26 protein-coding genes are annotated in these 23032 nt (G+C 69.0%); 3 read left to right on the top strand and 23 right to left on the bottom strand.

From position 1 onward, the window contains the following. Positions 1–57 precede the first annotated feature (57 nt). The 15 genes from nuoK to ABGB14_RS36220 form a co-directional block, all read right to left on the bottom strand. Entirely contained in the window at positions 58–354 is a 297-nt protein-coding gene (gene nuoK / locus ABGB14_RS36290; protein WP_347648369.1) for an NADH-quinone oxidoreductase subunit NuoK, read from the bottom strand. Continuing rightward, entirely contained in the window at positions 351–1145 is a 795-nt protein-coding gene (locus tag ABGB14_RS36285; RefSeq protein ID WP_347648368.1) for an NADH-quinone oxidoreductase subunit J, read from the bottom strand. Before ABGB14_RS36285 ends, nuoK begins: the two co-directional genes overlap by 4 nt. Continuing rightward, entirely contained in the window at positions 1138–1653 is a 516-nt protein-coding gene (nuoI, locus tag ABGB14_RS36280) for an NADH-quinone oxidoreductase subunit NuoI (RefSeq protein ID WP_347617211.1), read from the bottom strand. Before nuoI ends, ABGB14_RS36285 begins: the two co-directional genes overlap by 8 nt. After that, on the bottom strand, positions 1640–2941 hold the full coding sequence (gene nuoH / locus ABGB14_RS36275; RefSeq protein ID WP_347648367.1) for an NADH-quinone oxidoreductase subunit NuoH: 1302 nt from the start codon (positions 2939–2941) through the stop codon (positions 1640–1642). Before nuoH ends, nuoI begins: the two co-directional genes overlap by 14 nt. Beyond that, entirely contained in the window at positions 2938–5325 is a 2388-nt protein-coding gene (locus ABGB14_RS36270; RefSeq protein ID WP_347648366.1) for an NADH-quinone oxidoreductase subunit G, read from the bottom strand. Before ABGB14_RS36270 ends, nuoH begins: the two co-directional genes overlap by 4 nt. Further along, complete coding sequence (nuoF, locus tag ABGB14_RS36265) at positions 5322–6611, bottom strand: NADH-quinone oxidoreductase subunit NuoF (RefSeq protein ID WP_347648365.1); 1290 nt, start codon at positions 6609–6611, stop codon at positions 5322–5324. Before nuoF ends, ABGB14_RS36270 begins: the two co-directional genes overlap by 4 nt. Next, positions 6608–7294 (bottom strand): NADH-quinone oxidoreductase subunit NuoE, encoded by a 687-nt coding sequence (nuoE, locus tag ABGB14_RS36260; RefSeq protein ID WP_347648490.1) that lies wholly within the window; start codon positions 7292–7294, stop codon positions 6608–6610. Before nuoE ends, nuoF begins: the two co-directional genes overlap by 4 nt. A gap of 34 nt (positions 7295–7328) precedes the next feature. After that, a complete protein-coding gene (locus ABGB14_RS36255) occupies positions 7329–8654 on the bottom strand; it encodes an NADH-quinone oxidoreductase subunit D (protein WP_347648364.1) in 1326 nt (441 codons plus the stop codon). Between the two features lie 46 nt (positions 8655–8700). Beyond that, complete coding sequence (locus ABGB14_RS36250; protein WP_347648363.1) at positions 8701–9405, bottom strand: NADH-quinone oxidoreductase subunit C; 705 nt, start codon at positions 9403–9405, stop codon at positions 8701–8703. After that, a complete protein-coding gene (locus ABGB14_RS36245; RefSeq protein ID WP_347617218.1) occupies positions 9402–9953 on the bottom strand; it encodes an NADH-quinone oxidoreductase subunit B family protein in 552 nt (183 codons plus the stop codon). The genes ABGB14_RS36250 and ABGB14_RS36245 overlap by 4 nt, the downstream gene beginning before the upstream one ends. Before the next feature lie 2 nt (positions 9954–9955). Beyond that, positions 9956–10351 (bottom strand): NADH-quinone oxidoreductase subunit A, encoded by a 396-nt coding sequence (locus ABGB14_RS36240; protein ID WP_132592415.1) that lies wholly within the window; start codon positions 10349–10351, stop codon positions 9956–9958. A gap of 64 nt (positions 10352–10415) precedes the next feature. Next, positions 10416–11735, bottom strand: coding sequence for a geranylgeranyl reductase family protein (locus ABGB14_RS36235; RefSeq protein WP_347648362.1), 1320 nt, complete (start codon positions 11733–11735; stop codon positions 10416–10418). Positions 11736–11926: 191 nt separating this feature from the next. Continuing rightward, complete coding sequence (locus ABGB14_RS36230; RefSeq protein ID WP_347648361.1) at positions 11927–12130, bottom strand: DUF397 domain-containing protein; 204 nt, start codon at positions 12128–12130, stop codon at positions 11927–11929. 110 nt (positions 12131–12240) lie between these two features. Next, positions 12241–13113, bottom strand: a complete 873-nt coding sequence (locus ABGB14_RS36225) for a helix-turn-helix transcriptional regulator (protein ID WP_347648360.1) — start codon at positions 13111–13113, stop codon at positions 12241–12243. A 530-nt stretch (positions 13114–13643) separates the two neighbouring features. Beyond that, complete coding sequence (locus tag ABGB14_RS36220; RefSeq protein WP_347648359.1) at positions 13644–14360, bottom strand: demethylmenaquinone methyltransferase; 717 nt, start codon at positions 14358–14360, stop codon at positions 13644–13646. Positions 14361–14437: 77 nt separating this feature from the next. On the opposite strand from ABGB14_RS36220, the gene ABGB14_RS36215 reads away from it, so the two are divergent. After that, positions 14438–15643 (top strand): hypothetical protein, encoded by a 1206-nt coding sequence (locus ABGB14_RS36215; protein ID WP_347648358.1) that lies wholly within the window; start codon positions 14438–14440, stop codon positions 15641–15643. Here the strand turns inward: ABGB14_RS36215 and ABGB14_RS36210 are convergent. After that, positions 15640–15858, bottom strand: coding sequence for a DUF4229 domain-containing protein (locus ABGB14_RS36210; RefSeq protein ID WP_347648357.1), 219 nt, complete (start codon positions 15856–15858; stop codon positions 15640–15642). The two genes, ABGB14_RS36215 and ABGB14_RS36210, sit on opposite strands and share 4 nt — an antisense overlap. Before the next feature lie 256 nt (positions 15859–16114). On the opposite strand from ABGB14_RS36210, the gene ABGB14_RS36205 reads away from it, so the two are divergent. Continuing rightward, entirely contained in the window at positions 16115–16336 is a 222-nt protein-coding gene (locus ABGB14_RS36205) for a BldC family transcriptional regulator (protein WP_026214226.1), read from the top strand. A 147-nt stretch (positions 16337–16483) separates the two neighbouring features. Here the strand turns inward: ABGB14_RS36205 and ABGB14_RS36200 are convergent, their stop codons facing one another. Beyond that, complete coding sequence (locus tag ABGB14_RS36200) at positions 16484–16726, bottom strand: hypothetical protein (protein WP_347648356.1); 243 nt, start codon at positions 16724–16726, stop codon at positions 16484–16486. Between the two features lie 10 nt (positions 16727–16736). Further along, positions 16737–17924, bottom strand: a complete 1188-nt coding sequence (locus ABGB14_RS36195) for a hypothetical protein (RefSeq protein ID WP_347648355.1) — start codon at positions 17922–17924, stop codon at positions 16737–16739. A gap of 134 nt (positions 17925–18058) precedes the next feature. On the opposite strand from ABGB14_RS36195, the gene ABGB14_RS36190 reads away from it, so the two are divergent. Next, on the top strand, positions 18059–18352 hold the full coding sequence (locus tag ABGB14_RS36190) for a PLD nuclease N-terminal domain-containing protein (RefSeq protein ID WP_132592429.1): 294 nt from the start codon (positions 18059–18061) through the stop codon (positions 18350–18352). On the opposite strand, the gene ccsA is transcribed toward ABGB14_RS36190, so the two are convergent. The 5 genes from ccsA to ABGB14_RS36165 form a co-directional block, all read right to left on the bottom strand. Next, entirely contained in the window at positions 18349–19389 is a 1041-nt protein-coding gene (gene ccsA, locus ABGB14_RS36185) for a cytochrome c biogenesis protein CcsA (protein ID WP_347648354.1), read from the bottom strand. The genes ABGB14_RS36190 and ccsA overlap by 4 nt on opposite strands. Then, the gene (locus tag ABGB14_RS36180) at positions 19379–20938 is read right to left on the bottom strand and encodes a cytochrome c biogenesis protein ResB (RefSeq protein WP_347648353.1); all 1560 of its coding nucleotides are present in this window, start codon (positions 20936–20938) and stop codon (positions 19379–19381) included. Before ABGB14_RS36180 ends, ccsA begins: the two co-directional genes overlap by 11 nt. Beyond that, positions 20938–21660, bottom strand: a complete 723-nt coding sequence (locus tag ABGB14_RS36175; RefSeq protein WP_347648352.1) for a cytochrome c biogenesis protein CcdA — start codon at positions 21658–21660, stop codon at positions 20938–20940. The genes ABGB14_RS36180 and ABGB14_RS36175 overlap by 1 nt, the downstream gene beginning before the upstream one ends. After that, positions 21653–22219 carry a TlpA disulfide reductase family protein gene (locus tag ABGB14_RS36170; RefSeq protein ID WP_347648351.1) on the bottom strand — a complete coding sequence of 189 codons (567 nt, stop codon included), beginning with the start codon at positions 22217–22219 and terminating at the stop codon, positions 21653–21655. The genes ABGB14_RS36175 and ABGB14_RS36170 overlap by 8 nt, the downstream gene beginning before the upstream one ends. An 83-nt stretch (positions 22220–22302) precedes the next feature. Further along, positions 22303–22941 (bottom strand): histidine phosphatase family protein, encoded by a 639-nt coding sequence (locus ABGB14_RS36165; protein ID WP_347648350.1) that lies wholly within the window; start codon positions 22939–22941, stop codon positions 22303–22305. Between the last annotated feature and the right edge of the window lie 91 nt (positions 22942–23032).

Genomic DNA, 23032 nt, shown 5'->3' with positions numbered 1-23032 from the left:
ATCACGCCGCCGGTGTGCTGGGCGATCTCAGCGATATGAGATTCCACCAGTCACCTCTTAGTACTTCAGCAGGTTGGCGTCGTCGACGGACGCGGACCTGCGGGTTCGGAAGATCGTCACGATGATGGCCAGGCCGACGACGACCTCGGCCGCGGCCACCACCATCACGAAGAACGCGATGATCTGGCCTTCCAGGTTGCCGACCTGCCTGGAGAAGGTGACGAAGGCGAGGTTGCAGGCGTTGAGCATGAGCTCCACGCACATGAACACCACGATCGCGTTGCGCCGGATGAGCACGCCCATCGCGCCGATGGCGAACAGCAACCCGGAAAGGATCAGGTACTGCGTGGTCACTTGGTCACCCCGTTGCTCTTGTCGGCGTCGGTGTCCGCGCCGTCGTCATCGGCCCGGTGCCTGATGGCCGCGGCGAGCTTGGGGTCCTCGGGCAGGTGGCCGTGCTCGACGTCGTAGCGCGCGATGTAGCGGTTGACCGAGGACTCGGCGACCGACCCGTCCGGCAGCAGCGCGGGCATGTCGATGGCGTTGTTCCTGGCGTACGTGCCGGGGCCGGGCAGCGGCGACGGGCGATCGCCCTGGAACCGGGCGCGGGACAGGTCCTTCTGCGTGGCCTTCTCGGTGAGCCGCTCGCGGTGCGCCAGCACCATCGCGCCGAGCGCGGCGGTGATCAGCAGCGCCGAAGTGATCTCGAACGCGAAGACGTACTTGGTGAACAGCAGCAGCGCGATGGAGCGGATGTAGCCGCCCTGCGCCGTGGCCTGCGCCAGCCCGACCTGGTCGCCGAAGAACGCGTTGCCGATGGCGAGGACGATCAGCGTCACGAAGCCGAGCGCCGCGACGGCGGCCCAGAAACGCTGGCCCTTCAGCGTCTCGACGAAGGAGTCCGACGAGTCCACGCCGACGAGCATGAGCACGAACAGGAACAGCATCATGATCGCGCCGGTGTAGACGATGATCTGCACCGCGGCCAGGAAGGGCGCGTCCTGCACGGCGTACAGGACGGCCAGGCTGAGCATCACGGTGCCGAGCATCAGCGCCGAGTAGACGGCCTTCCGGTTGAAGACCACGCCGAGCGCGGCGCCGACGGAGACGACAGCGAGCACCCAGAAAGTGATGGTCTCACCCATTGGTCCGTCCCAGGCGGTAGTAGTCCTCTTCGGTCTCGCCGAGCCGCATCGGGTGCGGAGGCTGCTCCATGCCCTGGGTCAGCGGCGCGAGGAGCATCTCCTTGGTGTAGATGAGGCTCTCGCGGCTGCTGTCGGCGAGTTCGTACTCGTTCGTCATGGTGAGCGCGCGGGTCGGGCAGGCCTCGATGCACAGGCCGCACAGGATGCACCGCAGATAGTTGATCTGGTACGTGCGCCCGTAACGCTCGCCCGGCGAGAAGCGCTCCTCGTCGGTGTTGTCCGCACCCTCGACGTAGATCGCGTCGGCCGGACACGCCCAGGCGCACAACTCGCACCCGATGCACTTCTCCAGCCCGTCAGGCCAGCGGTTGAGCTGGTGACGCCCGTGGAAGCGCGGAGCCGTCGGCTTCTTCTCCTCCGGGTAGTTCGTCGTGACGGGCTTCTTGAACATCGTATGGAAGGTGACCCCGAAGCCCTTGACGGGGTTCAGCCAATCAGTTAGTCCCACTGGGAATCTCCTTGTGCTGCACCCCGTGGTAGTGCGGCAGATCGAGCGGCGGCACCGGGAAGCCGCCCGCCACCGGCTCCTTGGACAGTTCCTCGAACTCGGCCTCCACCTGGGCCTTCTTGGCCTCCCTGCGCCGCTGGTTGACGGTGTCGAACCGCATCCAGATGGCCAGTGCCCCGATCACGATCACCGCGCCGAGCCCGATGCCGATCATCCGGTCGCCCTCGTTGATCACGACGTTGCGCACCGCGGCCACCAGCAGGATCCACGCCAGGTTCACCGGGATCAGCACCTTCCAGCCCAACGCCATGAGCTGGTCGTACCGGACGCGCGGCAGCGAGGCGCGCACCCACACGATGAAGCTGAACGTCAGCAGGAACTTGATGAAGAACCACAACACCGGCAGCCACCCGACGTTCGCGCCGTCCCACAGCGAGATCGGCCACGGAGCCCGCCAGCCGCCCAGGAACAACGTCACCGCGATGCCGGAGGCGGTGAACGTGTGCAGATATTCGCCCATCATGATGAGCGCGAACTTCAGCGACGAGGAATACTCGGTCTGGAAGCCGCCGACCAGCTCGCCCTCACCCTCGGGCAGGTCGAACGGGATGCGCGCGGCCTCGCCGAACATGCAGACCACGTAGACCAGGAACGACGGGATCAGCAGCACCGCGAACCACGTCTGCTCCTGCGCCGCGACGATCTCCGACGTCGACAGCGTGCCCGCGAACAGGAAGATGGCCACGAACGACAACCCCATGGCGATCTCGTACGAGACCACCTGGGCCGCCGACCGCAACCCGCCCAGCAGCGCGTACGGCGAGCGCGACGACCACCCGGCCAGCACCACGCCGTAGACCGAGACCGCGCCCATGGCGAGCATGAACAGCACCGCCACCGGCAGGTCGACCAGCTGCAGCGGCGTCTGCACGCCGAACAGGTTGACCATCGGCGCGAACGGCACGATCGAGAAGGCCAGGAACGCGGGCACCACCATGATGACCGGCGCCAGCAGGTAGAGGACCTTGTCGACGGTCCGCGGGAAGAGATCCTCCTTCAGGCCCATCTTCAGGCCGTCGGCCACGGTCTGCAGCAGGCCGAACTTGCCAGCCCGGTTGGGGCCGTAGCGGTGCTGCATCCGCGAGATCAGCTTGCGCTCGTACCAGACGCCGAACAGGACGCTCAGCATCAGGAAGACGAACAGCATCACGGCCTTGACGATGGTGATCCACAGCGGGTCCTTGCCGAAGTCGGCGAGGGTGGGATCGGCCGCGAGTAGGTGCATCATGAGGCGCTCCCGATCGTGACGATGTCGCCGGCCACCGCGCGCAGGTCACGCGTGACCGAGCAGCCGCCGGAGTTGGCCGGCACCCACACCACGCGTTCCGGCAGGTCGGCGACGCGCGCCGGCAGCGTGACGGTGTCGGCGCCCGTGCCGCCGATGACGAGCTTGTCGCCGTCGGCGACGCCGATCTCGGCGGCGGTGACCGCGCTGACCAGCGCCTCGGCCTCGCGGGCGGTGCCCGCGAGGTAGGGCTCGCCGTCCTGCAGCCTGCCCTCGTCGAGCAGCAGGTGCCAGGTGGCCAGCAGCGCCTCGCCGGCCGCCGGGGCGACCTGGGCGCGGGTGGCGGTGTGCGGGGCGGTGACGCGGCTGCCGCGCCAGGCGCCCAGCCCCGACAGCTCCCGCCGCACGGCCTTGGCGTCGGGCAGGCCGAGGTGCACGTCCATCCGGTCGGCCAGGTTGCCGATCACCGCGAGGTCGGACTGCAGCCCGGGCACCTTGAGCGGCGCCTCGAACGAGCGGCCCCTGCCCTCCCAGTTGACGAACGTGCCGCCCTTCTCCTGGACGGCGGCGACGGGCAGCACCACGTCGGCGCGGTCGGTGACGGCGCTGGCGCGGATCTCCAGGCTGACGATGAACGGCGTGCGCTCGAGCGCGTCGAGCGCCGCCGCGGGGTCGGGCAGGTCGTAGGGGTCGACGCCGCCGACGACCAGCGCGTCCAGCGCGCCCTCGCCGGCGGCGGCGAGGATGCCGGCGGTGTCGCGGCCCGGCCCGGCGGGCAGCGAGGCCACGTTCCACGCCCTGGCGACCTCGGCCCTGGCGGTCTCGTCGTCGGCCGGGCGGCCGATCGGCAGCAGGTTGGGCAGCGCGCCCGCCTCGACCGCGCCGCGCTCGCCGGCCCTGCGCGGGACCCAGGCGAGCCGGGCGTCGCAGACGTTGGCCAGCCGCAGCAGGGCGGAGAACGCGCCGGGCACGGTGGCCATGCGCTCGCCCGCGAGCACGATCGTGCCCGGGGCCAGCGTGCCGAGCAGGTCCCCGATGGCGTCGGCCTCGGCGCCGGGAGCGGTGCGGATGAGCGTGCCGCCCATCTTGACCAGGCCGGGCGTCGCGAACGGCGCGATCGAGGTGACCTTGAGCCCTTTCTTCATCCACGCCTTGCGCAGGCGCAGGAAGACGATCGGCGACTCCTCCTCGGGCTCGAACCCGACGAGCAGCACGTGCGGGGCGTTCTCGAGGTCGGCGTAGTCGATCTCGATGCCCTTGCCGGCCACCGCGTGAGCCAGGAACTGCGCCTCCTCGGCGGAGTGCGGCCTGGCGCGGAAGTCGATGTCGTTGCTGCCCAGGGCGATCCTGGCGAACTTGGCGTAGGCGTAGGCGTCCTCGACCGTGGCCCGGCCGCCGACCAGCACGCCGGCCCTGCCGCGCGCCCTGGCCAGGCCCTCGGCGGCCACCGACAGCGCCTCCGGCCACGAGGCGGGCACGAGCACGCCCTCCTCGTTGCGGACCAGCGGCGTCTTCAGCCGGTCGGGCTGCTGCGCGTAGGTGAACGCCCAGCGGCCCTTGTCGCAGTTCCACTCCTCGTTCACCTGCGGGTCGTTGCCCGCCAGGCGGCGGGTGACCCGGCCGCGCCGGTGGTCGGTGCGCATGCTGCAGCCGGAGGCGCAGTGCTCGCACGCGCTCGGCGTGGAGACCAGGTCGAACGGGCGGGCCCTGAACCGGTAGGCGGCGCCGGTCAGCGCGCCGACCGGGCAGATCTGCACCGTGTTGCCGGAGAAGTAGGAGTTGAACGGCTTGCCGTCGGCCGTGCGCACCTGCTCCTTGGCGCCGCGCTCGAAGAACTCGATGAGCGGGTCACCGGCGATCTGGTCGGAGAAGCGGATGCAGCGCGCGCACTGCACGCAGCGCTCGCGGTCGAGCAGCACCTGCGTCGACAGCGGCAGCGGCTTGGGGAAGGTGCGCTTCTGCTCCTGGAACCGGGACTCGCCGCGGCCGTTGGACATGGCCTGGTTCTGCAGCGGGCACTCACCGCCCTTGTCGCAGACCGGGCAGTCGAGCGGGTGGTTCAGCAGCAGGAACTCCATGGCCGCGCGCTGCGCCTTCTCGGCGACCGGCGAGGTGAGCTGCGTCTGCACCACCATGCCCTCGGCGACCTCGATCGCGCACGACGGCTGCGGCTTGGGGAAGCCCCGGCCGTTTCCCGCGTCGGGGATGTCGACCAGGCACTGCCGGCAGTTGGCCGCCGGATCGAGCAGCGGATGGTCGCAGAACCGCGGGATCTGGATGCCCAGCAGCTCGGCGGCCCTGATGATCAGAGTGCCCTTGGGGACACTGACCTGGAACCCGTCGATGGTCAGGGTCACCAGGTTCGTTTCGGTCTCTACGACGGTCACTGCTCACCCCAGAGAGTGGACTTCTTCGGGTCGAACGGGCAGCCGCCGATCTCGAAGTGCTTGAGGTACTCATCGCGGAAGTACTTCACCGAGGAGTGGATCGGGCTGGTGGCGCCGTCGCCCAGCGCGCAGAACGACCGGCCCAGGATGTTGTCCGCGATGTCGGTGATCGTGGCCAGGTCGTCCTCGGTGCCCTGGCCCGCCTCCAGCCGCTTGAGCACCTGCTTGAGCCAGTAGGTGCCCTCGCGGCACGGCGTGCACTTGCCGCACGACTCGTGGGCGTAGAACTCCGTCCAGCGCAGCACCGTACGGACCACGCAGGTGGTGTCGTCGAAGATCTGCAGGGCTCGGGTGCCGAGCATCGAGCCCTTGGCGCCGACCGCCTCGAAGTCGAGCGGCACGTCGAGGTGCTCGTCGGTGAAGATCGGCGTGGAGGAGCCGCCCGGGGTCCAGAACTTGATCCGGTGCCCGGCGCGGATGCCTCCGGCCATGCTGAGGAGCTCGCGCAGCGTGATGCCGAGCGGCGCTTCGTACTGGCCGGGCCGGGTGACGTGGCCGCTCAGCGAGAAGATGCCGAAGCCCTTCGACTTCTCGGTGCCCATCCCGGCGAACCAGTCGGCGCCGTTGCCGATGATGGAGGGAACACTGGCGATCGACTCCACGTTGTTCACCACAGTGGGCGAGGCGTAGAGACCCGCCACGGCCGGGAACGGAGGCTTGAGCCGCGGTTGACCCCTGAAGCCTTCGAGCGAGTCGAGCAGCGCCGTCTCCTCGCCGCAGATGTAGGCGCCCGCGCCGCTGTGCACGACCAGCTCCAGGTCATACCCGGAGCCGAGGATGTCGGTGCCGAGATAGCCCTTCGCGTACGCCTCCCGCACGGCCGCCTGCACCCGCCTGATCACGTGCAGCACCTCGCCGCGCACATAGATGAAGGCGTGGCTGGCCCGGATCGCGTACGACGTGATGATGACGCCCTCGACCAGCGCGTGCGGGTTGGCCATCATCAGCGGGATGTCCTTGCAGGTGCCCGGCTCCGACTCGTCGGCGTTGACGACGAGATAGTGCGGCTTGCCATCCCCCTGGGGTATGAACCCCCACTTCATGCCGGTCGGGAAGCCCGCGCCGCCGCGGCCGCGCAGCCCGGAGTCCTTGACGGCCTGGATGACGGCGTCGGGCTCCATGCCCAGCGCCTTCTTGGCCGCCTCGTACTCGCCGTAGCCGTCGAGGGTGAAGGAGTCGGGCTGGTCCCACTTCGCGGTCAGGACCGGGGTGAGAGTGACGCTCATGCCTCAGGGGCCTTCCATCCGTTGGCCTTGGCGACCTTCAGGCCCTCCAGCGAGGGGCCGGCGGCCGACGGGCCGTCACCGGCCAGGCCGTCGGGCAGGCCCGCGAGCACGCGCGAGGCATCCTTGAAGGTGCAGAGCTTCTTCGGGCCGCGCGTGGGCCGCACGTCCTTGCCGTCGCGCAGGTCGTCGACGAGCTGCTTGGCCGACTCGGGCGTCTGGTTGTCGAAGAACTCCCAGTTGACCATCATGACGGGGGCGAAGTCGCAGGCCGCGTTGCACTCGAGGCGCTCCAGCGAGACCTTGCCGTCGGGGGTCGCCTCGTCGTGTCCGACGCCGACGTGCTCCGACAGCTCCTCCCAGATCTGGTCGCCGCCCATGACCGCGCACAGCGCGTTGATGCAGACGCCGACGTGATAGTCGCCGACCGGCTTGCGCTTGTACATGGTGTAGAAGGTCGCGACGCCGGTGACCTCGGCCTTGCTGATGCCGAGCATCTCGGCACAGAACTCCTGCCCGTGGTCGGAGACGTAGCCGTCCTCCGACTGCACGAGGTGGAGCAGGGGCAGCAGCGCCGACCGCGTCTTCGGGTAGCGCCCGATGATCTCCTTGGCGTCCCGTTCGAGACGCTCACGGACATCCGGTGAATAGGTCATGAGCGCGCCTCCGGCACCCTCATGACCCAGGTGCTGTGTCTCATTGTTCGCTCGCGAAGCTCGCTCACCTGTCCACACCTCCCATGACGGGGTCGATAGATGCCACCGCGGCGATCACGTCGGCGACCTGGCCGCCCTCGGCCATCGCGGGGAAGCCCTGCAGGTTGCAGAAGGACGGCTCGCGGAAGTGCACGCGGTAGGGGCGGGTGCCGCCGTCGCTGACCACGTGCGCGCCGAGCTCGCCCTTGGGCGACTCGATGCTGGCGTACGCCTGCCCGGCCGGCACCCTGAAGCCCTCGGTCACCAGCTTGAAGTGGTGGATGAGGGCCTCCATCGAGGTGCCCATGATGTGGGCGATGTGGTCGGGCGAGTTACCGAACCCGTCGGGGCCGAGCGCGAGCTGCGCGGGCCAGCCGATCTTCTTGTCCTCGATCATCACCGGGTCGCCCTTGAGCGGCCCCGCGATGCGGTCGAGCGCCTGCTCGACGATCTTGAGGGACTCCTCCATCTCCTTCATCCGGACGAGATAGCGCGAGTAGACGTCGCACCCACGCTCGGTGGGGACGTCGAACTCGTACGTCTCGTAGCCGCAGTAGGGCTGCGACTTGCGCAGGTCCCACGGCAGGCCCGCGGCGCGCAGGATCGGGCCGGTGATGCCCAGCGCCATGCAGCCGGTCAGGTCGAGGTAGGCGACGTCCTGCGTGCGGCGGACATAGACCGGGTTCTCGTCGAGGAGCTTGCGGATGTCCTTGATCCGCTTGGGCATCTCCTTGAGGAACTCGCCGACCTTGTCGACCGCGCCCGCGGGCAGGTCGACGCTCACGCCGCCCGGCCGGATGTAGGCGTGGTTCATGCGCAGGCCGGTGATGTACTCGAACAGGTCCATGACCATTTCGCGGTCGCGGTAGCCGAACAGGAACGGCGTGGTCGCGCCCAGCTCCATGCCGAACGTGCCCATGGCCACCAGGTGCGAGGCGATGCGGTTGAGCTCCATCATCATCACGCGGATGGCCTGCGCCCGGTCAGGGATGCGGTCCTCGATGCCGAGCAGCTTCTCCACGCCCAGGCAGTAGGCGGTCTCGTTGAAGATCGGCGAGAGGTAGTCCATGCGGGTCACGAACGTGGTGCCCTGCGTCCACGTCCGGTATTCCATGTTCTTCTCGATGCCGGTGTGCAGGTAGCCGATGACGCCGCGCGCCTCGGTCACCGTCTCACCGTCGAGGGTCAGGACCAGCCGCAGCACGCCGTGCGTGGACGGGTGCTGCGGGCCCATGTTGACGACCAGGCGCTCGTCCTGCGAGTCGCGCACGCCGGACACGACCTGGTCCCAGTCGGCCCCTGTGACCGAGTAGACCTTGCCCTCGGTCGCCTCGTCATAAGCCGTGCTCACGCGTGTTCCTCCCGCCGGTCGTCAACGCTCAGCTCGACATGCTCGCTCACGCGTACGACCTCCTGTGATCGGGCGAGGGGATGGTGGCGCCCCGGTATTCCACGGGGATGCCGCCCAGCGGGTAGTCCTTGCGCTGCGGGTGGCCGTCCCAGTCGTCGGGCATCATGATCCGGGTGAGGCCAGGATGGCCGTCATAGATGATGCCGAAGAAGTCGTACGTCTCCCTCTCATGCCAGTCATGACCAGGGTAAACGCCAACGGTGGATGGAATGTGCGGGTCGTCGTCGGGGCAGGCGGCCTCGACGCGTACGCGCCTGTTGCGGGTGATCGAGCACAGGTGGATGACCGAGTGCAGTTCCTCGCCCGTCAGGTGCGGGTAGTGCACGCCGGACACGCCGAGCGAGAGCTCGAAGCGCAGCGCCGGGTCGTCGCGCAGCTTCTGGCACACCTCGACCAGCCGCTCCCGCTTGACGTGCAGGGTGAGCTCGCCGCGGTCGACGACGACCCGCTCGATCGCGTCGTCGAGCGCGAGCGCGTCGACGATCTCGTCGAAGTAGCCGCCGTACGGGCGGGGCGTCGAGATCTGGGGCTGCCGGCGTACGACGAGACCGCCGTAGCCGGAGGTGTCGCCGGAGTCCGAGGCCCCGAACATGCCGTGCCTGGCGACGGGCGCCTCGGGCACCGCGGGGACCTGGGCCTCAGGCGTCTGCCCGCTGTCCGGGCTGCCAGGGAGGTTGTCGGGCGAGGTCACTTCGATGCCCCCTGGTCGATCAGCGGCAGCGTACGCAGCGCCTGCAGCTCGAGCTCGTCGATCTGCTTGGCGCGGTGCGCGCCGAACTTCATGTTCTGGATCTTGTCGTGCAGCTTCACGATCGCGTCGATCAGCATCTCGGGCCGCGGCGGGCAGCCGGGCAGGTAGATGTCGACCGGAACGATGTGGTCGACGCCCTGCACGATGGCGTAGTTGTTGAACATGCCGCCGCTGGAGGCGCACACGCCCATGGAGATGACCCACTTGGGCTCGGCCATCTGGTCGTAGATCTGGCGCAGCACGGGAGCCATCTTCTGCGAGACCCGCCCGGCGACGATCATGAGGTCGGCCTGGCGAGGAGACGCCGAAGCGCGCTCCATGCCGAAGCGCGCCAGGTCGTAGTGGGGGCCACCGGTGGCCATCAGCTCGATGGCGCAACAGGCGAGGCCGAACGTGGCCGGCCACACGGAGCTCTTACGCGCCCATCCGGCGGCCGCCTCGACGGTGCTGAGGATGAACCCGCTGGGGAGTTTCTCTTCAAGTCCCATTTTCAGTCCCAGTCCAGACCCTTGCGGCGCCACACGTACGCGTAGGCGGCGAGCACGGTGACGATGAACAGCAGCATCTCCACGAGGGCGAACAGCCCCAGGCCCGGGGCGATCGCCTGGCCCGCGTCGTTCAGCTCCGGCGCGAACGAGACCGCCCACGGATAGAGGAAGATGATCTCGATGTCGAACACGATGAAGAGCATCGCGGTGACCATGTATTTGAGCGGGAACCGTCCACCACCGACCGGCTGGGGCGTCGGCTCGATGCCGCATTCGTAGGCGTCAAGCTTGGCGCGGTTCCAGCGCTTGGGGCCGGTGAAGGGAGCGATGGCGACCGAGAAGATCGCGAAGCCCCCCGCGAGAACGGCGAGCACCAGGATGGGCACGTAAAGGTCCATCGCTACGCCTCCTCTGGAGTCGCCGCGCGCGCGGGCGCGCAGCCGGATCTGTCAGTTGTGAGATTCATGCTGGTGGCGCGACCTTCGAGAGTGCGTTTATGATCTTGTCCGACGCATCGCCTCGCCGGTCGGTGAGATTACCAAGGAGTTTGAGCGCGAAGCGCATCAGCCTCGGGTGGGGAAGCCCGTGCCTGGTGCCGAAGCGCATCACGCCCGGCTTCCCGATCGCCTCGACGAACCATCTGCCGAGAGTGAAGTAACCACCGTATGCGTCTTTCAGCACGCGGGGGTAAGCCCGCAGGGTCCGCTCGCGCTGCGCGGGAGTGGTGCCCCTGAGGGCCTTTGCGATGATCTCGGCGGCGATCTCGCCGGTCTCCATGGCGTACGCGATGCCCTCGCCGTTGAACGGGTTGATCGAGCCGCCGGAGTCGCCCACCAGCATCAGGCCGCGCGTGTAGTGCGGCTGCCTGTTGAAGGCCATGGGGAGCGCGGCGCCGCGGATGGGCGCCGTCATGTTCTCCTCGGTGAAGCCCCAGTCGGCCGGCATCGACCGGCACCAGCGCCTGAGCAGGTCGCGGTAGTCGATGTTCTTGAACTGGGCGCTGGTGTTGAGCAGGCCGAGCCCCACGTTGGCGGTGCCGTCGCCGACGCCGAACACCCAGCCGTAGCCGGGCAGCAGCGTGTCGCCGTCCCACAACTCCAGCCACGTCTCCAGGTAGTCGTCGTCGTGGCGGGGGCTCTCGAAGTAGGTGCGCACGGCCACGCCCATCGGGCGGTCCTCGCGCTTGTGCAGGCCCATGCCGAGGGCGAGGCGGGTGCTGTTGCCGTCTGCGGCCACGACCACGCGCGCGCGGAACGTACGGCCGTCCTTGGTGGTCACGCCGACGATGTGGCCGCTGCGGTCGTCGAGCACCGGGCCGGTGACGGTGACGCCCTCCATGAGGCGCGCGCCCGTCTTCACCGCGGTGGCCGCGACGATCTGGTCGAAATCCTGCCGGGTGCGTACGAGCCCGAAGTCGGGGAAGCGCTCCAGCTGGGGCCAGTCGAGCTCGAACCGCAGGCCACCGCCCACGACGCGCAGGCCCTTGTTCCTGACCCAGCCGGGGGCGTCGATGTCGACCCCCATGTTGAGCAGCTGCTTGACGGCCCGCGGCGTCAGGCCGTCGCCGCAGACCTTCTCGCGGGGGAACCTGGTCTTCTCCAGCAGCAGCACGTCGAGGCCGGCCTGGGCGAGGTAGAAGGCGGCTGCGGAGCCGGCCGGGCCGGCGCCGACGACGATGACATCAGCGTCAGCTGTGCCCCTGGTCGCGTCAGCGCCACTCTGTCGGCTTCGCTCTCTCGGGACGAGCTCCTGCGCTTGAGGTCGGGCTGCTGGCACGGTCACTGGACTGTCCTGTCCTACACGCTCGAAGGCCTTGGGGTGTCGCGCCTTCGTTCCTTTGTGAACCCCTTCACAAACTTGTCGGCCCGAAGTCTACTGCTTTTCGTGCACATAGTGGCAGTCGGGGGGCACTTCCCGGACACGACAAGGCCCTTCGTCCTGACGAAGGGCCTTTACCTGCGTGCCGGGCGCCGTCAAACGTCGAACTCGTCGTTCCGGACCCCCTTGACGAAGGCCCGCCACTCGCCGGGGGTGAAGATCAGGGCCGGTCCGGAAGGGTCCTTGGAGTCACGGATCATGATCTCTCCGCCGGCGCCCCTGGCGAACTCGACACACTCACCTGCCGCTCCGCTGAACGAGCTCTTCCGCCAGCCATCCGACAGGACAGAACCGTTCATCGGACGGCGTCCCCCCAGCCTCAAGAGTCACTACGGCCACACTAGTGGTTGGAGGCATCGTAGAAGCGCTTGGTAACCGATTGATGACGATTACTTTCCGAAATGATCGCCTAAAGGCCGGCCAGCGAGGCGATGAAAGCCCGTGACTCCTCCTCGCTCAGGGCCTGACCCAGGAGCCCGTCGAACACCAGAGAGTACTGGAGGACCGTCTCCTCGTCTTCTGACAGCGTGAAAACGGGATGGTTCTCGAAGTAGACGGCCTCGCGGGAGATGTGCCCCAGCACCGGCATCGCGGGAAAGCTCAAAAGGATGAAGTTGGCGATGTCGGTAGGATGCGGTTGCTCCAGCGGGAGCACGCGAATGCTGACGTTCGGCATGTCGCTCATCTTCATGAGATGGCTCATCTGGTCACTCATCAGCTTGGCGTCCGCGTCGCCGAAACGCCGGCGCAGGACCGCCTCGTCGAGCACGACGGAGTAGTTGAGCGGCGGGTCCTTCATGAGCACCCGCTGCCGGCGCAGCCTCGCACGGGTCCTGCGCTCGATCTTGCCGGGCGGCGCCATCTCGACTATGCGGGCCAGGTAACCCATGTGCTCGGCGTAGTCGCGTGTCTGCAGCAGCCCGGGGAGGCTGAAGGACCCCCAGGCCCTGACCAGGCTCGCGCCGTCCTCCAGCCCGAAGAGTTCCACGACGGCGTCGGCGAACACGTCCGCGTAGGCGTCCCACCACCCCTTGTTCTCGCCGTGGGCGAGTTCGAGCAGCAGGCGGCTGAGCTCGTCGTCGACTCCGTAGTGCTTGAGGAGCAGCGCCACGTCCTTGGCCGAAGGCGCCACCTGGCCCGTTTCGAGGCGCGAGATCTTGGAGGTCGACCAGCGTAAGGACCGCGCGACCTGCACGCCGTGGAGCCCCGCCTCCTCGCGAAGTCGCCGCAGCTCGGCGGCGAGCTTCCGGCGGCGGAGTGTCGGATTGATTTCTCCGACCACTCGGCTCCTCCCAAGGAATTCACTGATTATGCCCATTTCAACTACTGGGCAATCCTCGCCGGGAAGGTCTGCTTTCGCCCCGGAAAGAGTCCCTGCCATCATCCCCGCGGGAATTGCACGGGAACGCCCTCCGGCACACCCTTGTGGTAGCCCGCCATGAAGGAATGCGGAGGAAGAAGGGAGGGGCAGATCCGGGAATTTCGGGTGCGCGAATGGACGGATGGTCGGAACCCACCCGCCCGTAGCCGCGCTGCACCCTGACTCTGACTCAGACCAAAATCCGGAGCCGCGGACATGTCCGACAGTACACGCGGGAGCAGACAACGCAAGGGTAGCTGGGCACAATCAACCGCCGCCGTGAACAGGTGGATCTGGCGCGGGCCCAACGAGTTCGCGAGAGACAACGGCCGGGAGATCGACCACCCCCCGGGGCCGCCGCGGGCCTGGTCTGAGCGGTGGCGAGCCGAGATCGCGACTGGTGCTCAGGCACCGGTTCCAGGGCCTGTGCCCGCACCTCATCACCATCGAGCTCAGGCGGGCTTGAACCCCCTGTGCATGGCGACGATCCCCATCGTGAGGTCGCGCCATGCCACCCGTTCCCAGCCGGCGTCCTGGATCATGCGCGCCAGCGTCGGCTGGTCGGGCCAGTCGCGGATCGACTCCGCCAGATATTCGTAGGAGTCGTCATTGGACCCGAACACCTTGGCCACCTTGGGCAGCAACTTCATCAGATATTCGCGGTAGACCAGGTTGAACGGGGCGAACGTGACGTGCGAGAACTCGAGGATCACCAGGCGCCCGCCCGGCCTCGTCACCCGCAGCATCTCCTTCAGCGCCCGCGGGGTGTCGTGCACGTTGCGCAGCGCCACCGAGATCGTCACCGCGTCGAAGGAGTCGTCGGCGAACGGCAACCGCAGCGCGTCACCCGCGACGAACGGCACCCCCTGCCCCGTCAACGCGTTGCCGCCGTGGCGGCGCACGCCGGTGCGGAGCATGCCGAGCGAGAAGTCGGAGGCGATCGCCCGCGCGCCCAGCGAGGTGAACGCGTCGGTGGAGGTGCCCGTGCCGGCCCCCAGGTCAAGGACGATCTCCCCGGGCCCCGCGTCGACCGCGGCGGCCGCCGCCCTGCGCCAGAGCCTGACCTGCCCGAGGGAGACCACATCGTTGACGAAATCGTAACGCCGGGCGGTGCGATCGAACATCGCGGCGACCTCGTCCGGCTGTTTGTCCAACTGAGCGCGCGTCATGCCCACACCATATGGCCACCGGAACATTCAACGGAAAGTATCCACCTCATTACGCAACGTCTGCTAAAAATTGGCGAATGCTTGCCCGTCTCGCCCTTGCGGCGATCATCGCCTCGGCCCCCACCGCGCATCCTCGCGTCGTGCTGGCCGACCCGATCGACAGCACTCCCCACGTGCTCGACGGCATCGTCAACGCCATCGCCGTCGTGGGTCGCACCGTCGTGGTCGGCGGTGCGTTCAGCGAGGTCGCCGACGCCGCCCGCACCACCACCTATCCGCGCTCCAACGTGTTCGCCTACGACCTGGCCACCGGCCGGATCCTGGAGGACTTCGCGCCCGTCGTCCCCGGCGCCGTCCACGGCCTGGCCGCGGGCGAGCGCGGCACCGTCTACGTCGGCGGCCAGTTCTACGGCGTCAACAACGAGCCGTCCAGGGCGCTGGCCAAGCTGCGCCTCTCCGACGGCGCGCTGGTGCCCGGCTTCGCACCGCGCATCGGCGGCGGCACGGTGACCACGCTGGCCCGGCAGGGCTCCAAGCTGTACGTCGGCGGCGACTTCATCAGCCCGCGCACCGCGCTGGCCAGGCTCGACGCGGTCACCGGCGCGGCCGACCCCGACTTCGCCATCACGCCGGGCAAGCCGCTGACCAGGCAGGTGAAGGTCTACGCGCTGGCCGTCTCGCGCGACAGGCTCGCCGTGGACGGCACGTTCACCACGCTCGACGGCGCGTCCAGGCCGCAGCTCGGGCTGATCGACGTCAGCGGGCGCGTGGCCAGGGTCGCTCCGTGGCGGACCGACGTGTACGCGCGCAAGTGCATGGCCGCGTTCCCGTCGTACGTGCGCGGCCTCGACTTCTCCCCCGACGGCCGCTATTTCGCGGTGGTCACCACGGGAGGCCCGAGGGCCGGCATGTGCGACACGACCGCCAGGTTCGAGACCTACGCCAAGGGCTCGCGCATCAAGCCGACCTGGGTCAACAGCACGGGGGGCGATTCGCTCTACGCGGTCTCGGTGACGGGGGCGGCGGTCTATGTGGGCGGGCACCTGCGCTGGCTGGACAATCCGCGGGGCCGCGACTCCGCCGGCCCTGGAGCGGTGTCACGGCCCGGCATCGGCGCCATTCATCCGCGCACGGGAAAGGCCCTGAGTTGGAATCCGACGCGCGAGCGCGGGATCGGCGTGAAGGCGTTTTACGCGCATCCCACCGGACTACTTGTCGGTAGCGACACGACGAGACTCGGACGGGAGTACCATGCCCGGATTGGCATGTTCCCCCTGCCCTAGTCGTCGTGCGGCTTCGGCCGGTCGACCTTGTCGCTGATGCGCGCACTCAGGGCATCACGCTGTCTGGACAGCAGGACGTAGCTGGCTATGCCGCTGATCAGGAATGAGCAGACGATCAGCACCAGCGGGTTAGTCAGTCCGAGCAGCCACAGCACACTCAGGGTCACCAGAAACAGGCCGATCCGCGACGCGGTGTAAACGAGAACGGGACGCACGGGTTCGAGGTTACTCGGACCCGTGTCGCGGTCGCTCTTCGCATCAGACGCGAGCACTGCTACTGTCCCAGTCAGGGAGTTTCGTAAAGAAACACCCACGAGAGCCCCAAAGAGGCTCTATCATATAACAATCGGGCAGTCAGCTGATAACAACCCGTGATCTTTGTAGAAAACCACGGATAAATCAGGCTTCGCTCGACACACTGGTTACCTGTCCGCCCGCTGGCAGGAAGCGGGATGCGAGGGGGAGAGATTGGTGGAGAGTAGCAGCGAGCGTCTGCTGACCCCAGGAGAGGTTGCCGCCCTCTTCCGGGTAGACCCAAAGACGGTTACGCGCTGGGCTGCGGCAGGCCGCATCAGCAGTATCCGCACCCCCGGAGGGCACCGGCGCTTCCGCGAGTCGGAAGTCCACGCCCTTCTCCGAGGCGAGGACGTTCTCACGGCCGACAGGCCGGCAGGTGAGTCCCCGCGCGTCTGACGTTCCGTCCAGTCGGTGATCCTGTCCGCCAGGATCACCGCGGACGGGATCGACTTGTTGCGTGCTTCCCGGCCACACTTCCGTACGGTGAGCACGGGGCGGCGCCATCCGCCGACCGTGGCTGGCGCCTGTCCGTCCGTTCCCCCCTCAGGCACCTTCCTGCTCGGCCTTGAAGGCCAGGAACTCGCGTTCCAGATCGTCGTTCTCCTCTTCCCAGCGCCGGCGGCGCTCGGCTGCCTCCTCCTCCGTCAGCGCCTCGGGCAGGAACGTCTCGTAATCGGGATCATCGGGCTGGAGCTCCACGTACGCGTTGCCGATCAGCCGACCGTCTTCGCTGGTCAGGCTCTGCGGCACGCGTAGCGTCCCGTCCGCGAGCCGGATGACGTACATGGTGGACCACCTAGATTCCGTAGCGCCGGTTGAAGAACAGCATGACGTCGAGCGCCATCCGCGTGTCGCCTCCGAGCATGTCCACCAGGGCGGGACGCTGGCGGGAGGCGATGGCGGCGAAGGCGTCGGCGAAGAACTCCTTGCGTCCCAGCCCGCCTCCCTGGCGGTGGAACGTCGAGGCCAGCACCGGCATGGCCGTCTCGTAGAGCCGCACGAACTCGGGCGAGTCCGATACCCACTCGCCGTGCGCCGAATCGACGTCGTCGATGGCGTGGCCGACCTCGTGCATCATCACGTCAGGGGTGGGCGAGGGACGGTCGCCCACCACGATCTTGCGGTCCCCGTACGCACCCGCGCAGATGTCCCAGGTCGCGCGGCCCGACGGTAAGGGGGCGCCGCGTAAGTAGCCCATGTCGTCGAGGTCGGGCACGCCTCCGGGGCCGACGTAGATGCCTTCGAGGCCGGCCGCGAGCTTGTCCTTGAGCCCGTCGGGCAGCCGGGCCAGGCTCTCCACCGCGTGGACGACCTCGGGGGACGGCGGCCCTCTCCGGACGTCCCACTGCCGGTGCAGGATCTGCTCCAGCCTGCCGCAGTGGCGTAAACCGTCGCCCATCGAGGGCACGTCGGGCCGGTTCGGCTGCGCCCTGGGCGGCTCCTCGTTGAGCTCGAAGTCGTACCAGGTGTAGCGGGGGCGCTCGGCCACGGCGGCCGGCAGCCGCGCGCGGCGCTCGCGCACCGTGAAGGCGTCCCACGTCACCTGGCGCTCGCGACGGCCCGGCGACGTCCCCGCCTCCCCTTCAGGCCGGGCCCCGCGCTCCGCACGGTCACCGCCCGGCCATCCCCGCTCCGGCTGCCCGGCGATCGGCCAGGCGCCGCGCTCCGGCTGGTCGGCCCCCGGCCAGTGCCTGCGGTCCGGCTGATCGCCCCCGGGCCAGTGCCTGCGTTCCGGCTGGCCCGCGCCGGGCCAGGCCGACCGCTCCTGGCGGCCGCTGAGCTTGCCGCTGCCCGCCGGACGCCGGCGGTCCGTGCCCTCGCGTTCTCTGGCCGCCGCGCGGGCCTCCCTGCGCCTTTCACGGGCGTTGGACCAGAACGAGCGCTCGGAGTCGGGTGGCGCCTCGCCGCGCCGGGAGAAGAGGTAGGAACCGCGCCGCCACCAACGTCCGCGTCGATGCCGGCCCTTGTCGTGAGAAAAGGCCATCGCACCCCTCAACGCCGTGAAGCCCATGCAGACCGGCACATCGGGTTCCACCGTACGACGTCGATCTTCTCCTAGTCACCCGAAATGGGACATCAAGCGGCACGATCACGCTGAGGATGGCTTACAGTTCGGGCATGGCAGGTGTTCTTATCGGCCTTGGGCTGCTCGCCTTCTGGCTCTTCTCCCTCTTCGACGTGGTGACCACGCCGGAAGACGAAGTTAGGAACGTACCAAAAGCGCTCTGGATCCTGATAGTCGTGCTGATCCCGCTGCTCGGCGGCCTGGTGTGGATGGCCCGTGGCCGCCCGCGGGCCCCGCGGGCGGCATGGCCCGTCCCCCCGGGCCCCGGCACGCCGAAGGGACCGGACGACGACCCCGACTTCCTCCGTGATCTCGACCGCCGCATGCGCGGTGACGACGTCAGCTAGTCCACGTCGGCGTAGCTGTGCAGGCCCTCGAAGAAGATGTTGACCCCGACCAGGTTGAACAGGAGGCAACCGTACGCCACCAACTGCACGATCGTCGCCGACCTCCCGCGCCAGCCGGCCGTCACCCTGGCATGCAGGTAGGCGGCGTAGCCGATCCACGTGATGAACGACCACACCTCCTTGGGGTCCCAGCCCCAGTAGCGGCCCCACGCGCGGTCGGCCCAGAGAGCGCCCGCGATGACGGCGAACGTCCACACCGGGAAGGCGAGCACGATCGCCCGGTGCGCCACCCGCTCCAGGTCGGCGCGGGCCGGCAGCCGCGAGAGCCCGTCGCCGCGCAGCAGGTAGAGCACGCCTGACACCCCCGCGATCGTGAACAGGCCGCTGGCGACGATCGCGGCGGAGACGTGGATGGCGATCCAGTACGAGTCGAGCGCCGGCACCACCGGCCCCGCCGTGGTGTAGAAGGTCTTCACCGCGAGGCCGAGACCGAGCGCGGCGGTGACCATGACGAAGGAGCCGAGGAAGCGCACGTTGGTGCGCACCTGGGTGAGCAGGAACGCGGTCACGGCGGCGAAGCAGATGGCCACCACGAACTCGTACATGTTGCCCCAGGGCCACCGGTCGGCGGCCAGGCCGCGGGTGGCGATGGCGCCGAGGTTCGCGGCCCAGCCGAGCCACGCAAGCGCCAGGGCGGCCGTACCGGCCCTGACCGCGGTTCTCGACTGCGGCGCGCCGCCGTCCCGAACCGTCGCGGCGACGTCTCCTCCGGGCGCCGTCGCGTCGTCGCCCGCGTCCACGTGGTCACCCGGGAGCCCCGTGACCGCGTCGCGGCCCGGCGCCCCGTCAACAGTTGTGGCGCCGACCGTGACCGGCTTCCTGGCGGCGAGCGGGCCGGCCGCGGACCGCGCGGCCGCACCGGGACGGGCCCGGCCGAAGGCGAGCTCGATCGCGAACCCGATCATCGCGACGACGTAGAGCAGGACGGCGGCGACGACGAAAAGGTCGCTCAGCTCGGCGAGTTGCTCAGCGGACATCCTTTTCTCCTGCTGATAGATCCTTGACGATGTCGGCGAACTCCTCGGTGAAGCCCGCCGCGGAACCCTCTGTGCGGGTCAGGCCGCCCACCTCGACCTTGCCGCCCTCGATCCTGACGAACACCCTGCGCCGCCTGATCATCAGCGACAGGGCGATGGCGACGACGGCGGTGCCGCCCGCCACCAGCGCGGGAATGCGGCCGGGGTCGTAGGTCGTCTGGAGCGTGATCCACTCCTTGACCCCGGTGAACTCGATCGTGCCCACGCCGCCCGGCAGGTCGACCGACTGCCCCACGGCCAGCGGCCTGGGCGTGTCGGAGGCCATGAGCAGCGGGTTGAGCTTCTTCATCACCTCGGGCGGCGCCAGCTCGTAGACCGACTGCGGCCGGCCCGAGCGCACGCCCAGGTCACCGGAGAAGGCTCCGAGCACCTGCACCTCGGGGTTGAGCTCGCCGGGGAAGGCGGAGACGTGGCTGCCGTCGGTCAGCGGCACGCTCGTGGGCAGGAAGCGCAGCAGGAATCCCAGCTGCTCCGGCTGCGCGTCGGGCGCCTTGACCACGCATCCCGAGGTCATCGTGGCCTTGTCCTCGATGAGGCACGGGACGGGCCCTTCGAAGGCCACCTGGCCCTTGCCGTCGGTCACCCTGAAGACGGGGGCGTAGCCGTTGCCGATCAGATAGGTCTGGGTGCCGCCGACGTCGAGGGGCTCGTTGACCTTGAGCTCGTAGTCGCGGGCGGGCGCCTCGGGCGAGTCGTTGACCTTCAGGCGGGCCGCGTAGTCGAGCACCTGGCCCTTCCTCTCGCCCGTGACCTGGTAGGAGACCTTGAGGTCGGCCAGCTCGAAGGAGAACGGCTCCAGCGACTCGGCCGACACCTGGCTGCCGGGCATGAACCGGTCGTAGGCGGCCACCGTGTTGGCGAACCCGTCGCCCTCGACGACCAGGACGTTGCCCCGGTAGCCGAAGAGCGAGCCGGCGCCGATCGCGATCAGGATGCCGAGCAGGGCGACGTGGAAGAACAGGTTGCCCGTCTCGCGCAGGTAGCCCTTCTCCGCCGACACCCAGCCGTCGCCGGTGGCGACCCGGAAACGCATCTCGCGCAGCCGCCGGGCGGCCTGCTCGACCGTGAGGTCGCCGTCGAACGTGGCGGAGTGCGGCAGCCTGGACGGCCGTTTCGGCGCGGCGGGCGGCTTGCGGCGCAACTCGCGCAGGTAGGTCGTGGTGCGCGGGACGATGCAGCCGATGAGCGAGGTGAACAGCAGCAGGTAGACGGCGGCGAACCAGGTCGAGGAGAACACCTCGAAGAGCTGGAACCTGTCGTACCACTCGGCGAGGGCCGGGTTCTGCTCATAGAGCGTGGCCACCTTGCCGGGCTCGACGCCGCGCTGCGGCACCACCGAGCCGGGCACGCTGCCGAGGGCCAGCAGGAACAGCAGGATCAGCGCCGTACGCATCGAGGTGAGGGTGCGCCATCCCCAGCGCAGCCAGCCCACCGGCCCGAACCCGGCCGGCCTGGGCGAGCGCGGCTTCTCCAGCTCCTGGACGCTCATCAGATCACCGGCTCGAAGGCGCCGATCAGACCCTGCATGGCCGCGATCATCTCTCCCCAGAGCCCGGTCACGAGCAGCACGCCGACGGCCACCATCATGCCGCCGCCGACCCTGGTGATCAGGCGCGAGTGTTTGCGGATGGCACGGAACGTACGCAGGGCCTTGCTGTAGGCGAGCGCCGCCCCCACGAAGGGCAGCCCGAGCCCGAGCGCGTACGCGACCGCGAGCAGCGCCCCGCGCCCGGCGCTGCCCTCGTTGAGCCCGAGCGCCAGCACGACGGCCAGCGTGGGCCCGATGCACGGGGTCCACCCGAGCCCGAACACCACCCCGAGCAGCGGCGCGCCCGCCAGCCCCGCGGACGGCACCCGGTGGATGCGCACGTCGCGCATCAGGCCGGGCACGACGCCCAGGAACGCGAGTCCCAGCAGGATGGTGAGCACGCCGAGCACCCGTGTGATGATCTCGGCGTTGCCGAGCATGACCGACCCGAGCCCGCCGAACAGCGCCCCGCTGAGCACGAAGACCAGCCCGAACCCGGCCACGAACAGGACCGTGCCGAGCACCAGCCGCCCGCGTTTGGGGTCGGCGCTCATGCCGGTCACGTAGGACAGGTAGCCGGGCACCAGCGGCAGCACGCACGGCGACAGGAACGACACCACCCCGGCGAGCACCGCGATCGGCACCGCGAGCAGCAGCGAGCCCGAGGCGACGACGTCATTCATCGCGCACCTTGGTCACCGCGTTGAGCAGGTCGGTGTATTTCACCGCGCCCAGCGCCCTGGCCGCGATCCGGCCCCGCTCGTCGATGATCAGCGTGGACGGGATGGCGGCCGGCGGCACCGTGCCCTGGAAGGCCAGCGCGACCTTGCCGGGCTGGTCGAAGATGTGGGGGTAGCCGGTCTTCTCGGTGCGCTCGAAGGCCAGCGCGTCGGCCTGGCGGTCCTTGAAGTCGACGCCGAGGAACTCGACCCCGCTGTCCTTGGTCTTGGCGGCGACCTCCTTGAGCACGGGAGCTTCGGCCCGGCACGGGCCGCACCACGAGGCCCAGAAGTTGAGCACCACGACCTTGCCCTTGTGCGCGGCGAGCGATGCGGTGCCCCCGTCGAGCGTGGGGCCCTCGATCGCGGGCGCCGGCTTGCGCTCGCCCGCCTCGAACACCTGCATCTTCCCGTCGCCCGCGACGAAACGGGTGTCACCCGCCTGCGGCTGGCCGCTCTGATTGCCCGCGCAGCCGGCGACCGTCGCAGCCAGGAGAACGAGAAGGATGGACTTGGTGCGCACGGAGGAAGATCTCCTTGTACTACAACCGGTAGAGCTTGCAACTCTACCGGCGGCGCCGCCCACCCCGTACATCGGGGAGCGCCTCAGGCTCCGGGGACTGAAGGGCCGGGATCGAGCGAGCCGGCCGGCTCGCTGTAGCCCACGCTGACCAGACGATCTCCGTCGAACGTGAACGTGGTGAGGCTGGCCAGCGCGCACTGCCTGCGCCGGGGATCGTGCCAGAGCCTGCGCCGCTCGGCGGCCATCCTGATCGCCCAGATGGGGAGCTGGTGGCTGACGAGCACCGTCTCGTGCCCGCGCGCCGCCGCCCTGGCGTCGTCGATCATCGAGCGCATGCGCTGGACGATGGCCGGATAGGACTCGCCCCATGACGGGCGGAGCGGATTCCAGAAATAGCGGTAGTTGCGCGGGTTGCGCAGCAGCGCCAGGCCGGGCCCCGAGATGCGGCCCTCCAGCAGGTTGCCGGCCTCGATCAGCCGGACGTCCTGCGTGATCTCAAGGCCCAGCTTGTCGGCGAGCGGCGTCGCCGTCTCCATCGCCCGCTCGAGCGGCGAGCTGTAGACGGCGACGATGTCACGGCCGCCGACCGCCTTGGCGACCGTCTCGGCCATGAGCCGGCCGGTCTCCGACAGGTGGTAGCCGGGCAGCCTGCCGTAGAGGATGCCTTTGGGGTTGTGCACCTCACCGTGACGCAGAAGGTGGACGACGGTCATTTCAGCCATGGTGTGGCACAGCCTATCCGCTCGGTCGCGCCGAGCCACGCGCCGAGCCCTTGGGGCCCGCGTCAGCCCGGCGTTCACGCGAGGGTAAAGT

This window comes from Nonomuraea sp. B10E15, from assembly GCF_039871615.1.
In the GTDB taxonomy this organism is placed as follows: Bacteria; Actinomycetota; Actinomycetes; order Streptosporangiales; family Streptosporangiaceae; genus Nonomuraea.
Note: the sequence above shows the minus strand (reverse complement) of the source record. Positions and strands in the feature narration are given on the sequence as shown.

Coding starts and splice junctions, on each gene's coding strand:
- ABGB14_RS36285 (WP_347648368.1), bottom strand. CDS start 1,145: ATGGGTGAGACCATCACTTTCTGGGTGCTCGCTGTCGTCTCCGTCGGC.
- nuoH (WP_347648367.1), bottom strand. CDS start 2,941: ATGATGCACCTACTCGCGGCCGATCCCACCCTCGCCGACTTCGGCAAG.
- nuoF (WP_347648365.1), bottom strand. CDS start 6,611: ATGAGCGTCACTCTCACCCCGGTCCTGACCGCGAAGTGGGACCAGCCC.
- ABGB14_RS36245 (WP_347617218.1), bottom strand. CDS start 9,953: ATGGGACTTGAAGAGAAACTCCCCAGCGGGTTCATCCTCAGCACCGTC.
- ABGB14_RS36240 (WP_132592415.1), bottom strand. CDS start 10,351: ATGGACCTTTACGTGCCCATCCTGGTGCTCGCCGTTCTCGCGGGGGGC.
- ABGB14_RS36230 (WP_347648361.1), bottom strand. CDS start 12,130: ATGAACGGTTCTGTCCTGTCGGATGGCTGGCGGAAGAGCTCGTTCAGC.
- ABGB14_RS36220 (WP_347648359.1), bottom strand. CDS start 14,360: ATGACGCGCGCTCAGTTGGACAAACAGCCGGACGAGGTCGCCGCGATG.
- ABGB14_RS36215 (WP_347648358.1), top strand. CDS start 14,438: ATGCTTGCCCGTCTCGCCCTTGCGGCGATCATCGCCTCGGCCCCCACC.
- ABGB14_RS36200 (WP_347648356.1), bottom strand. CDS start 16,726: ATGTACGTCATCCGGCTCGCGGACGGGACGCTACGCGTGCCGCAGAGC.
- ABGB14_RS36195 (WP_347648355.1), bottom strand. CDS start 17,924: ATGGCCTTTTCTCACGACAAGGGCCGGCATCGACGCGGACGTTGGTGG.
- ABGB14_RS36190 (WP_132592429.1), top strand. CDS start 18,059: ATGGCAGGTGTTCTTATCGGCCTTGGGCTGCTCGCCTTCTGGCTCTTC.
- ccsA (WP_347648354.1), bottom strand. CDS start 19,389: ATGTCCGCTGAGCAACTCGCCGAGCTGAGCGACCTTTTCGTCGTCGCC.
- ABGB14_RS36180 (WP_347648353.1), bottom strand. CDS start 20,938: ATGAGCGTCCAGGAGCTGGAGAAGCCGCGCTCGCCCAGGCCGGCCGGG.
- ABGB14_RS36175 (WP_347648352.1), bottom strand. CDS start 21,660: ATGAATGACGTCGTCGCCTCGGGCTCGCTGCTGCTCGCGGTGCCGATC.
- ABGB14_RS36165 (WP_347648350.1), bottom strand. CDS start 22,941: ATGGCTGAAATGACCGTCGTCCACCTTCTGCGTCACGGTGAGGTGCAC.